Here is a 13,017-nt window from a genome sequence, read left to right as displayed (position 1 = left end):
TGTGGGGTCTCATAAACCCTGGAAGTAAATCTCATATACGTGAAAATCAGTCTCACAATCCTTGAAAATAAAAGGCTACCAAATTTGGTAGCCTTTTTTATTTGCATAGAATTATTGAACTTCGTGTATACATGTATACACAAGTTATTGTATTTAAAGGAAAAGTTGATCTTTACTTTCTTTTAGTATAAAAATAACACTATCAATTGTTGAATAGTGACAACGCCCATGACGCCTTTTGGAGAGTGCCTAGAAAAGTTTCGCCGAGATAGAGGCTTGAAGCAATTTGAGCTGGCTGAGCTAGTTGGTATAAAGGCGAGTTATGTCAGTGTACTAGAGCGCGGCCATAAAGGACCGCCGTCGAAATATATCTTAAGACAGATCATAGAAAAGCTGGAGTTGTCTGAGCAAGAAAAACAGAAGCTGCTTCATGATGCCGCAATTTCAGATTACACCTTCAAAGTTCCTTACGGGACGTCCCGTTTGGAATTTGAACTACTTCATCAACTTAGAAACCAACTAGGCACTCTAAACGAGAGCCAGGTTCTGATTATGAAGACTGTACTTACCATGAGATGTGCTACAGAAAAAGAAGGAGGGCGAATATGAAAACCTAGCAGGACAAGACTAAACAGGCCGGCCCCGCTAGGCCAGTAAGTAAAGTACTTACCCTAAGCAAGTAAAGTATCTACTTCCTGCCTCTCTGCGTCAACCGGCCTTTATCAATTTATCTGGAATTAAAAAGATAATTACCTAACTTGGTAAGGGATCTGTATGACCAAAAAACAGAACGTGGTGCCATTTGGCACCCTGCGTAGGGCAGACTCATGCCCGCGAAATATCACCCGAAGGGTAAGAGAGCCGGTTTCTCCGTCAAAAGGTAGAGTCGTCGGCTACTACGCCTCTTGGAAAAACAAGAGACCAATAGCCTGGGAATCACAGCTGGAGCTTAAAGCATGCATGTTGTTTGAGTTCTCACCGGCGATTACTTCATATCAAGAGCAACCTGCCACTTTGCATTTCCCAGCAAGGGGCAAGATGTGCAGGTATACACCAGATTTCGAACTGACAACCAAGCAAGGGGACATTTACTTTGTAGAGGTTAAGCCCGCTGACAGGGTGCTTAATCCCGCAATTAAATCATTGCTGATTGCGGCATCGGATTTTCTGCAAGAAAGAGGGTTTGGCTACTTTGTGCTGACGGAGCAAGAGCTGAATTATCCCGACCTTCTGCGAAATCTGACAATGTTAAAGCCATATCTGAAAGTAAAGCTTTGCGGCCGGGAAGTCTCAGCGCTGACTGCGTGGGTAGCTAAGCAAGGTTCAGTTGACTTAGCAGAACTAGCTCAAGCATTCGGCTCCACCCAAAAGGCGTTTGCCTATGTCGCCCAAGGGCATGCTGCCGCAGCCCTTAATAATCCTTTAAGCCTTTCAACCAAAATCACTTTAAATCTGGAGAATCACCATGAAACTTGCCTCTTTAACGGTCGGTTTGCACCTGACTTTGAATAACATCCCTTACCGTATTAATCGCATTATCCACCCAGACCGGTTTGAGCTCGAACGAGTTTCAGACCTAGCTCTTAAGTCTAGTACGAAATCAGAGCTGTTGACCATGCTCAGTAAAGGCAGTTTGAAACTTACTGGGGGTGACTACGTAGTACCAAGTATCCAACGTGAGCACAGGGAGAAAGCCGATCTGTCTTCAATACCAACCGCTAAACAGAAAGTTGTATGGCGAAAGTTTGAGTATGTTAAAACTGCCATAAAAATATTGGGCGCTACGCCAACACTATCAAACTTGTCATCGATTATTGAGCATGTTGCGCGGCGGATTGGGGATGAATCACAGCCTTCCCAGGGGACTTTATATCGATGGTGGCATCGGTATACCGCTTCCGATAACGACTTGCTAGCCTTAGTGGATAAAAGCTCCGGGAAAACCGGCAATCGAGCCTTCTCAAAACTCGTTATAGATGAACTGAACGAGATTATTGACAGCGTATATTTGACAGAGCAGAAACCAAGTAAAAAGCATGTATACCGAATATTTAAGAATCGAATTAACGAGCTGAACCTTACGCAGCTCGAACCACTGAAATTTCCAAGCCGAGCCCATTTTTATAGGCTAATGAAACAGCTACATAGCTATGACGTGATGGCGGCCAGAGAAGGTAAAGCAACCGCTGACAACCATTTCAGGGCAACAGCTGCAGGCCCGATTGTTCGCTATATTTTGGAAAGAGTAGAGGTAGATCACACCATATTAGATGTACATGCCGTTAACCCAGAGACTGGTAAAGTCGAAGGACGACCAACACTGACGGTTATTCTTGATGTTTATTCACGCATGGTATTAGGGTTATATATTGGTTTTGAGCCACCCTCGCAGCTCTCAGTGATGCGAGCATTACGTCACGCCATCTTGCCAAAGGATTTAAGCGATGAGCGGTATAAAGGAATTGAAGACCCCTGGCCGACTTACGGCAATCCGGTAACGTTGGTTTGTGATAATGGTCTGGAGTTTCATTCAGACTCCTTAAAGCGATTCTGCGGCGAGCTGAATATAGATTTGCAGTTCTGCCCTAAAAAGAGCCCGCAGCACAAAGGAACTGTTGAGCGATTTATCGGGACACTCAATCGCCAAGTATGCCACCTGCTGCCCGGAACAACGTTTAGTGACGTCGAGGAAAGAGGGGAATACGACAGTGAAGGTAAAGCATGTTTAACTCTGGAGGAAATTAGGAACCTGATATACCGCTGGATCGTGGTCATATACTCGCAGGAGATCCACTCAACCACAAAACGTACGCCAATTGCGTTATGGCAAGAGGGATTAGAAATTGTAGAGCCAGTGCTGCCTGAAAGCGTACAGCAGTTGAACCTTGCTCTAACGTTAGAGACTCGGCGAACATTGACGCATAAAGGTATTGAGATTTTTAATCAGTTTTACAATTCATCTGCTCTTAAAGCACTAAGAGAACGAGCGCCGGAAAACTACTCAGTAATCGTTCGATATGACGAAGAAAATATTGGCAGTATCTGGGTTTACGACGAAAGGCATGCAGATTTTATCCGGGTACCGAGCACCACACCGGAATACTCTGAAGGGCTGTCATCCAGGCAGCATAGCTACATTCGTCAGAAGCTGATTGAAAAAGGACTCAAGGAGCAAAACGAGAAAGCTGTTTTGGCGCATCGCGCGCGACTATACGAAGCTATTCAGTTACTGAAATCTGAAAAACTGATTAGAGAGCGTCGCAAAGGTGCTCAGTTGGACCAGTCTGACCCAGATAAGAAGCTATCGCTTGCCGCGACAGAAGAGCACGATGTTCCAGATGACGGGATTTTTGAGCTCGTTGACCTACCCGCAGCGTTTCCGATTGAAACCATGAGGGGTGGCTTATGAGCTCCATTCCTGAAGCTGAAATGTATCAACGTATAGCGCTGATCTCGAAAACCATTGTAAGGCATCCGAAGTATGAGGAAGCAGTAAATACAATTGAAGACGTTTTTCGCATGCGAAATTCAGTTGGTATCTGCAACCACTTATTTTGTATTGGGCCATCGGGTACCGGGAAAAGCACCATAAAAAAGCAACTACGAGAAAAATACCCCGCAGTTGTCTGTGACGACAGAACTTGCCGTCCCTACATCTGTAGCGATACGCCGTCTAAACCTACAATTGGTAACATGGCTGAAGAGCTGCTTATGGAATTGGGAGAGCCCAACTATTCCCGCGGGAGCGTAGCCCAGAAGACTAATCGGGTACTGGCTTTACTCAAGCAACTTGATGTAAAGCTGGTTGTACTGGACGAGCTGCAGCACTTTGTTGACCACGGAAACAAAAGAACGGCTACGGAGGTGTCTGATTGGTTAAAACGGCTTGTAGATAACTCCAATACTTGTTTTGTATTAATGGGGCTGGAACGTGCCGGCGAAATCCTCCGGGCTAATGAACAGTTGCGAAGGCGCTTTAGCCAGCAGGTTATATTGATGCCCTTTAGCATAGATAAAAAGGTGGAAGCCGGAGTATTTGCCAGAGTATTCCAGCACCTTGATATGCAACTTGGGTTAGAGCAGCCAATAGAGCTTACTCCGACACTTGTTAAACAGTTGCACTTCGCAACCAACGGCATCATGGATTATATGGTGAAACTGATAATCGGGGCTTTTCAACTGAGTAAGCTCAATCAGCAAAAAAAGATATCTGTCGATGTTTTGGAAGCAGCATTTACCAAGTGCATTTGGACTGAGGGTATTGGCAAGCTCAACCCGTTCAACGCTAAATTTTGCTGGTTAAGGCTGACAAAACCCGGCATGCCTTTTTACCGGATATCAGATACAGCTGCATATTCAATAGTCAAATAAAGGAGAAATAGAACGAGGCACGGCTTTCAAGCTGTGCCTCGTTTTTGTCGTAGTATGAATATACTAAAACCGCCGCTATATCCAAAAATGCATACCGACGAGTCTCCTCTGGGATATTTAAAACGTCTGGCTCATACCAATAGTTACTACAGTTACAAATGGCTGCTCACCCCATCGTCGAAGGAATCCCGGCAGGATGGCATTATGCTAGAGGCGCTTAAGCTCTGCGACTGGTCTGGTGCTAACAGTGCATATGGTACTCAAAAGTTTGTGGAAAACCTGCCATATGTCCATGCATCGCTGTTCATACGGTTTTGTCCACTTTGCTTGCAAGAAAGCGAGTATTGGAAAGCAGGATGGTACCTGAAAACGGCTTTTTGCTGTTCTAAACACCAGATATGGCTTGAAGACAAATGTTATCACTGCGGTCAATTGCAAAACCGTTTGAGTAAGGTATTTCTCCATTGTACCTGCGGGATGGCTTTGTACTCTGCAAAACCCAGGAAGTGTCCTGAGAGTGTTATACAGATGCAGCTTTTTCTGGAGAATGAAAAGTTCGAGGGCCGCCAAGAGCTTGAGAACTTAATGCCGGCTAATCATAATTTGACGTTGTTTCAGCGAATTAAGTTACTCGAACTTATCGCCAGGCGAGTACCCAACCACGCTAAGCTAAAACGGGGTATGAATATTCATCTTAATACCATCGAAACAGGCAAGGACGCAGTTATTGATACCGCTAATGCGTTGTTTGCCGGCAGAGGCGGCTTTATGGCGTTTCTGAGTGCCTTACAGGCAATGGGGCGCGATAACACCACTTTTGTATATGACAGGTTTACTTTGTTCTATCGTGACTTCTACAACACGTTTGAAGGCAGAGAGTTTGATGGTTATAAAAAGGAATTAGAGAAATTCGTTAATGCTCGTGTGGTGACATCTTTAAGTCGAAGAAACCGCTTGTTTAGTGAAGAAACTATCCGGGGCCATTACTGGCTTCCATTAGAGCAGGCTGTTCGTGAATTCAAAATACCAAAATCAAAACTACTTGGTGCTATCAACGCTGGTTGGATAGACGCTCAAAAGGAAGAGAAGGGAGAGCGGGACTATATTTTGGTTAATCGGCCTAATCTGGAGTCCCGTTGCTTCTATATCAATGAGCAGCTTACTTTTATGGAAGCTGCAATTAAGCTCGGAGTGACCAGGCCGCAACTGCACCAACTTATTGCTCAAGGCGAGCTTAAAGACGTTATCACACCCCAGCGAGGTGGCTGCAGTGTGTGGCGGATTTCAGCTTGTGAAATAAACCAGTATCTTGAAACGTTACTATCTGTGCCGTCTTCCCATCTATCTGAAATAACTCCGCTGCCTGATATCCTAAGAAGGCTTGGCCAGAAACATAGCAATCTGCTTATTACCGTTCTTAACAGTATCCGAGCCGCCAGCCTGGCTTATATGGTTGATAAACGTAAGATTGGTATACGCTCGTTAATGGTCAATGAAAGCCAGCTACTCGCCATACTGGGAAATGATAATGGGATTGATGGATACTCAGTACCTGTAGTGGCAAAGTTGCTTAGCGTTAACGCTGAATTTGTTTATGAAATCGTCAATCAAGGGATACTGCTAAGCGAGCCCGGTGAGACTGCTAATACTAAGCTTATCAACTCTGGGCATCTGCGCCTTTTTCAGGACGAATTTGTTCTCTTATCTAAACTGAGTAAAGTCATGGAGCTTGGCTCACAAACATTAATGGCTTACTTAGCTGCAAGATATATTTATCCGATTGATAAATATAGGGAGAAAAAACTGCGACAAAAAGTGTACCGACGATCAGATCTTGCGCAGTTGCCGTTTTTTGAAATTTATATCTCTGATAAGCTGGATTGGGTTTAAGTGCAAAAATAACACGCCAAGAGTCAGTGTTTCTCGTGTAAAGTCCTGCATAGCGGCAAGTAGAAAATTTAGAAAGCAAAAAACAACAGTCACTGAATAGTAAATTGAATTGAGCCCATATTGGTATTGGTAGATGAACATATTGTAATAGATGAAAGATACACAAGTACCAGTTTAGGGCTTGAAGAATCGCCAGATAGCGCTTAAAAGTAAAGGTGAATTATGCACTTAGAACGGTTACAAGTAGAAGAAGGGTTTCTTAGTGGTCTGGATGTTAAGTTTACTCCGGGGTTAAACGTCATAATTGGTGCTAGAGGAACAGGAAAAACTTCTCTTATTGAGCTGATTCGATTTTGCCTTGATGTTAATAGTACAACTTCAGACGCAACAAAGAGAAGTAGAGAGCATGCATTATCTATTCTTGGCGCTGGACAAGTTACAGCTGCTTTATTAACAGGTGAACAGCGCACCTTGGTTAGCCGAACAGCATCTGATTCACCACAAAGCACAAGCTCCTTTCCCAAGCCGATTGTTTTCTCACAAACTGAAATTGAGACTGTAGGTTTAGAATCATCTGGCAGATTAAGGTTGATAGATGGTTTCATCTCGAATCAGAATTCAGATGAAGCAGAGGAAAAGCAGATTGTTTCGACAGTCGCATCTTTAACTACAGAAGTTGTAGAATTAAAAAGAGAACTGGATGACTTACAAGTTCACCTTAGGGATATACCGCTATTAGAGGCTGAGCTTAACGCGGTGTTGGTACAAGAAACGAAAGTTGCTAGCTCTTCGCTAATTTTACAACAGAAAACTGAAAGTTTGAAAAAAGTAGCTGAAGCAATCTCCTTGCAAGCTGTCAGTGAGTCCAACCTGATGAGGGCTCAGGCGGATATTTATAACTGGTACGTAAAAATCAAAGAAGCTCAGGATTTCGTCTTTACCGGAGGTGACGGGATCAACGGTATTTTGACTCAACACCATAAGGTTCTGGAGTCAACTAGGCAGAACTTAAAATCTGCCCATGATTCAATATCTAATGTCTGGCACCAGTTGGAGGCTGAGAAGAAGTCAATAAATGCTCAGAAGTTAATCAGTGAAAGTCAGGCTCGAGATGCCAGGCAAGAGCTTGAAGTTTTGCAGTCTGGTGCTGGGTTAGTAATGCGGAAAGGCCAAGAGCTACGTGAGCGTAAGGCTCAGTTAGATTCATTGAGTAATATATATAAAAGTAAATTATCTGCTCATGCTCGGTTATTGGAAAGAAGAAATGACGCATTTGATCGGCTCGATGGTATAAGGTCTCAGAGGTTTTCTGTAAGAGAACAAATTGTGCAGAGTTTAAACAAAGCTCTCAGCCCAAATATTCGAATTAGCATCGTCCGCAACGGACAGCCATCTAAGTACACCGCACTGATTTCTGAGCTTCTGAAAGGAAGTGGTGTAAAGTACAACGATATCGCTCCACAAATATCAAACGCAATAAGCCCTAGGCTCTTACTTGAATCAGTAGAGAATTTTGATGCAAATTTAGTATCCGAAAGCATTGGAATAAACATTGAAAGAGCCGCTCGCATTCTTACTCACCTCAAGCAAACAGATTTAGGAATGCTTGCAACTATTGATTTAGAGGATGAGATTGGCATGCAGCTATTAGACGGCGCTGATTATAAAGATATATCAGCACTTTCTACTGGCCAGCGATGTACAGTAATACTGCCTATTGTCCTATCACATAGAGATCGTATAGTCATTGTTGATCAGCCAGAGGACCATATAGATAACGCATTTATTACCAGTACTCTGATTAAGGCTATAGTTAGTAGAAATCCTAATAGTCAGATAATTTTTTCTACTCACAATCCAAATATACCTGTACTAGGTGCGGCTGATAACGTGATTCACTTGGGGTCTGACGGGAAACGAGGGTTTGTTCTTGATAAAGGTAGTTTAAATGACAGCACTGTAGTCAAAGCAATTTCAACAGTCATGGAAGGTGGGGCGGAAGCATTTCTTAGAAGAGCATCTTTTTATAGTCAATCTAGTCTATGAATAGAGCAGAAGCCATCGAAAATTTAAAGTCAAATAACGCTAGTGAGCGATTTCGTGCCGCATTGACTTTATCAAGATATGGAACTGCTGACGATGTTAGGTTGCTGAGGCAAGCCAAAAGAATTGAAAAGGATGCTTTTGTCATAAAAAGGTTGGATTATGCAATTTCTGTTCTAAACAGAAATAGCAGCATCCAGATATCTGAGGATGACTTTGCGCCATCTTCTGAAACTAATAGTGAGGTATTGAAAATTGCAAGGACTCAAGCTATAGATTGGGTCTCGGGGTTATTGTTGCATGAAATATCAAGTAAATTAGGTTTGCTCTCTGTTTCCGTAAAAAAAGAGATTGAAAACTACAACGAGTCTCTCACTAAGCGCAACATACAGAACTTGCAGTCTGTTGTTGATTCTATTGCCGCTCTTAGAACTGCTGCTGTATCTGCTCAATATGAACAGTTTGATTTATCGGAACTTATCTCTGAATGTGTTGCGACTGAAGGCGAAAACTCGAGGGTATCATTTGAGCAGATCGGGCTCCGCCCACTGCTTATAAGAAGTAGTAAAAAATTAATAAATCTTGCCTTAAACAATGGAATTCGTAACGCAATTGAAGCCGAAAAAGCAGCCGCCGATTCTACTGTGGAAGAGTATATTGGGCGGGTAATTATTACTTGGGGAATGACTGATAAAGACTATTGGATTTCAATTTTGGACGATGGCGTTGGGTTATCTGACGCTCCGAAGAGCATGTTTGACGTCGGGAAAACCTCAAAGAAAGGACATCCTGGATTTGGTTTAGCGATTGCGAAACAAGCTATGGATACTCTCGATGGCACGTTGTCGCTGGCTCCATACTCAGGGCGAGGTGCCAAGTATGAGATGCGTTGGAGGATCAGTACTTGAACATAAAAATATTAATAATTGAAGACGACACGGTATTTTTTGACGCACTCTCAGAGTTAGTAAATGATGTTTGTGTATCGGCCAGTATCACGCATGTAAGTAATCAAGAACATGCGTTTGAACTAATAGAACGCTGTGTGTTTGATCTCATTTTGTTAGATTTAAGTATTCCAAAATACAGAGAAAGTTTTGATGACCATCCTGAGTATGGACATGAAGTTTTTACGACTGCGCGCCGAGTAGCAACCGGTACGCCTATTATTGTGTTAACCGGTTCAACTGCAGAACCGTTCATCGCATCTATGCTGAAACTATCTGAAAGTACCGATATATGGGGCAGTGGCAAGCGTCATCAGTTAGTGTCGTTCCATGCAAAACATAAACTGGATTCATTTCATGAGGTTTTATCTGAGTATGCTCGTGATTTTGAAGAGTTAAAGAATGTCGAACTAGAGCGGGGTGGTATTGAACTCGATGAAAGTGAAACTCGACTTATTAGGATATTTGCTAGGAAATTTGGAGGAGTACGGTGTTCAGTGGGCAATGTTCCCGGCGGGTTGTCTGGAGCAAAAGTACTTAAACTCACAACAACAAAAGATACAGGTGACGTGGTTCATAGAACTATTTGTAAGCTTGGTGCGTCAGAAAAAATTAAAATAGAAGATGAAAGGTTTAATCGGCATATAGTGACCCTGCCTCCACAAGCTACACCTAGGAAGCTTATGCTCTTAGAGCATGGAGCTAAAAACAAATCAGGTATATTTTATAGTTTGGCGGAAGACTCTGATTTGAATGCGTTTTCACCAACTAGTATGTCAGAAAATTCAGATTACTTAATTGGAAGTTTGTCTAGTCTAATGTCTAATTGGTGTGCAACTGCTCAAAGCCGCAAAAGAATATCTGATGTAAGACGTGTACTCTTAACAGATGAAAAAGCAGATGTACTGATAAGTAACAATTCTTTGGAATGGGCTAAACATTTCGAGTCTAACCATATTCAATTGAAATGGGGTGTGTCCCATGGAGATCTGCATGGTTTCAACATTTTAGTCTCTGAAAGTGGTATGCCGTTACTCATTGACTATGGTGACACTCAGGAAGGACCTCATAGCTTAGACCCAATTACGCTAGAACTTTCCCTTTTGTACCATACGGACGCGCCTTGCAGAGGTTCTGGCTGGCCAACTAAACAACAAGCCAGAAATTGGATTGATCTTTCCCAATATCTTGAGAATTGCCCATTTCCTTATTTTGTAAAAAAATGTAGGGAATGGACCGGCGATGTTTCTGCTGGAGAAAGAGAGATACTAGCTGTCCCATATTCTTACCTGCTCAGACAGCTGAAATACCCTGAAGTTGATCGAGAGCTAACAATCGCCTTTTTAGAGGGAATAAGGGACTGTTATAACAAGACATAAGTTGTACTTGAGACTAATGACAGAATCCAAATAAGTTTATAGTAATTTGGACAAATAGAGAAAATTTGGTGCCACATTGGTGGTGAGGCTACTATTTTTGCTTTAGGTTAGTGGCTTGGCTGTACTTTTAGTTTTTCTCTTCGCTGTGGACTGGTATGCAGGCAGACTAGTATTATGGTTATAAGCTGATTCAGTCTAGGATATTTTTATCAGTCTTCCCCAGCTCCTACCAATTGAAGTGGGCTGGTAAAAACATAGTAAGCTTAAATTAGTTAATTTCTCAAAATCAAGGTGTGGCAATGAACTATCAGGTTAAGCTTGGCGAAAATAACGAAATTCCTTTGCCCGACGATCTCTGTAGCGAGCTTGATATCAAGATTGGTGATATTTTGTTTTGTGAAGTCGTTGAAAACTCGTCAAAACTTGTAATGACTAAACACAGCAACCAAACACTCAGTGATGCTGATATAGCTTCTGCTGGGAATTTGACACGCGTTATATCCCTCTCTTCCTCTAAATAGTGCTTCATGTTTAAATGGTAATACACCCTAAAAATAACTGACGTCAGAAGTAGAATTTTCTCGTGCCATAAACGCAGGAGGGAACCAAGTGCTGAAGATCAATATCCCAAAAGCCCCCGCAATAGTGCTTGCGGGGATGTATAAAATAAAGAACGTATTATTTTGAAAGGCGAACAATTTGAACTCAATAACTTAAATCAGCCAAAGAGCAATTTCTCTACGTCTGTGGAAAGTTGAGAGAAGCTTAACACGCCCAACTTTTTAAAGACCTGATTGAATTCTGGTATTGCAGTGTTGTAGTTTTCCAGAGCATGGAGTTCTTTATTAGAGTAACGATATATCTCATTCACTGCGCTTCTATCTGTTATATGATTGGTAACAATATCTAACTCAACAAGTAATTTGGTGTAGTAATCAGTTTGATATAACGTCGCGATATCAGACCACCGCAAAGCTAAAATTTTTCCATCACGTTTCAAATGCATTAAGATCGAACAAATTACAAGTAAGCGATTTTTGGCCTTGTTATTGTGAAGTTGACCATCAGCCAACGAAATGAGTAGATAGGCAATTTCATCGCAAAGCTCGCTATCGAAGTGGTGTCGCAGTTGTGTAATATCTTCAACGTGTTTCAGAAGGTTTACTAACCTGTTCAACCATAGGCCATTTGCGCTTGCCCACGATGGTTTTGACAATTCATCGAGTTGATAAACTTGGTCTCCAGTAATTCCAGGTAAGTATTTTTGAAAGACCAAAAACACGCCGTTATCGTAACAGCTCCAATCGGAATAAACCTTTGATATGATTTTTGCGTTTTGACTTCTGAGCAGCGATATAAGCTTGTTATTACTTTCTATCCCGAGTAGGTTTGCATACAAGTCCGCACATGCACGGTCTTTAATTATTTTTTCACCAAATACATGATCAATAGCATGGGATAGAAATTTTCGGCGGGTAGCCAAGCTTTGTTCAAGCATAATTATACTCCATTACCAGTGCTGCCACTCCACACCAGTATGTATAATTAATGCTGATGCCTAATTTTTAGATATTCAGCTGTTGTCCACGTGGCACGGAAAAGGTCGCTGGGCCCTAGACCTAAAGTAAAGTAAATTGCTCGAATTTTCAATGCTAAGGGGAAAAATCTCAAGGCTGATGTCTGTTCTCCGGGAAGCATTGTCTCGCTTCTGCAGCCAGAAATAGCAAGGTCAAATTCGTTAACTTATCGCGATGAGCAAGTCCATATTCGTCTTCCTTCGCTGGGGGAGTAACAAACTGCTTAAGAGTTGTGTTTTGAGAATCTTCTTGTAAGAGAACAATACCCTCCCAAATGGCTGCTTCTAATTCAGAATCTTGGTTAAGATCGTACTCGCGATTGATTGCGGCACTTGCTCTTGCTATGCGACTTGCAACACTAGAATAGGCTTTACAAAGGTTATCCCGTACCTCTCTATTATGCTGAGCTTCCGATTGTTTGAACGAACCTTCAATTTTAATTTTTTCAAGTTCGGCTTCGGCCCGCATCCCATACATAATAGAAAAAATGTTAACTACCGCAGACACGACTATGGTAACAATTGCGACCCAATTACCACTTATCCCTTGCCGGCTAATGGTCGAACTGCCTTTTTCATTTTGTTCAGTCAAATCAAACTCCAAAAATTATCAGTTTATTTATTGATTCTCGTTTTGTGGATACTCATTTAGCCAATGAGGCTTAGATTCAAATACTACTGCAGATGTTGAGAAAACTGGCGTAATTTTTGATGGATTGAGAGAAATCTGTGGTGCACCCGTATTCTCACAAATCGCGGAGAACCTTAGTTTTAAGGGGAATGTAACTTTTAAGGTTTATGAGATCCCACA

At 42.2% G+C, this 13,017-nt stretch carries 11 protein-coding genes; 9 read left to right on the top strand and 2 right to left on the bottom strand.

What is annotated here, in order from left to right:
- The first annotated feature begins 228 nt into the window (after positions 1-228).
- The 9 genes from M2404_RS20200 to M2404_RS20160 all read left to right on the top strand — a co-directional run bounded on the left by M2404_RS20200 (position 229) and on the right by M2404_RS20160 (position 11,151).
- Positions 229-609 carry a helix-turn-helix domain-containing protein gene (locus M2404_RS20200; RefSeq protein WP_259241815.1) on the top strand — a complete coding sequence of 127 codons (381 nt, stop codon included), beginning with the start codon at positions 229-231 and terminating at the stop codon, positions 607-609.
- A 165-nt stretch (positions 610-774) separates the two neighbouring features.
- Positions 775-1,512, top strand: a complete 738-nt coding sequence (locus M2404_RS20195) for a TnsA endonuclease N-terminal domain-containing protein (RefSeq protein ID WP_259241813.1) — start codon at positions 775-777, stop codon at positions 1,510-1,512.
- On the top strand, positions 1,466-3,409 hold the full coding sequence (locus tag M2404_RS20190; protein ID WP_259241810.1) for a Mu transposase C-terminal domain-containing protein: 1,944 nt from the start codon (positions 1,466-1,468) through the stop codon (positions 3,407-3,409). Before M2404_RS20195 ends, M2404_RS20190 begins: the two co-directional genes overlap by 47 nt.
- Complete coding sequence (locus M2404_RS20185; protein WP_259241808.1) at positions 3,406-4,371, top strand: TniB family NTP-binding protein; 966 nt, start codon at positions 3,406-3,408, stop codon at positions 4,369-4,371. The genes M2404_RS20190 and M2404_RS20185 overlap by 4 nt, the downstream gene beginning before the upstream one ends.
- A gap of 54 nt (positions 4,372-4,425) precedes the next feature.
- Positions 4,426-6,261 carry a TniQ family protein gene (locus M2404_RS20180; RefSeq protein WP_259241806.1) on the top strand — a complete coding sequence of 612 codons (1,836 nt, stop codon included), beginning with the start codon at positions 4,426-4,428 and terminating at the stop codon, positions 6,259-6,261.
- Between the two features lie 222 nt (positions 6,262-6,483).
- Positions 6,484-8,307 (top strand): AAA family ATPase, encoded by a 1,824-nt coding sequence (locus M2404_RS20175; RefSeq protein WP_259241804.1) that lies wholly within the window; start codon positions 6,484-6,486, stop codon positions 8,305-8,307.
- Positions 8,304-9,212: an ATP-binding protein gene (locus tag M2404_RS20170; protein ID WP_259241802.1), complete on the top strand. Its 909-nt coding sequence runs from the start codon at positions 8,304-8,306 to the stop codon at positions 9,210-9,212. Before M2404_RS20175 ends, M2404_RS20170 begins: the two co-directional genes overlap by 4 nt.
- Complete coding sequence (locus M2404_RS20165) at positions 9,209-10,630, top strand: response regulator (protein ID WP_259241801.1); 1,422 nt, start codon at positions 9,209-9,211, stop codon at positions 10,628-10,630. The genes M2404_RS20170 and M2404_RS20165 overlap by 4 nt, the downstream gene beginning before the upstream one ends.
- A gap of 299 nt (positions 10,631-10,929) precedes the next feature.
- Positions 10,930-11,151 (top strand): hypothetical protein, encoded by a 222-nt coding sequence (locus M2404_RS20160; RefSeq protein ID WP_259241800.1) that lies wholly within the window; start codon positions 10,930-10,932, stop codon positions 11,149-11,151.
- A gap of 197 nt (positions 11,152-11,348) precedes the next feature.
- Here the strand turns inward: M2404_RS20160 and M2404_RS20155 are convergent, their stop codons facing one another.
- The gene (locus tag M2404_RS20155) at positions 11,349-12,128 is read right to left on the bottom strand and encodes a hypothetical protein (RefSeq protein ID WP_259241799.1); all 780 of its coding nucleotides are present in this window, start codon (positions 12,126-12,128) and stop codon (positions 11,349-11,351) included.
- A gap of 169 nt (positions 12,129-12,297) precedes the next feature.
- Entirely contained in the window at positions 12,298-12,798 is a 501-nt protein-coding gene (locus tag M2404_RS20150; RefSeq protein ID WP_259241798.1) for a hypothetical protein, read from the bottom strand.
- Between the last annotated feature and the right edge of the window lie 219 nt (positions 12,799-13,017).

Source organism: Rheinheimera pacifica, from assembly GCF_024809855.1.
Classification (GTDB): Bacteria; Pseudomonadota; Gammaproteobacteria; order Enterobacterales; family Alteromonadaceae; genus Alishewanella; species Alishewanella pacifica_A.
Note: the sequence above shows the minus strand (reverse complement) of the source record. Positions and strands in the feature narration are given on the sequence as shown.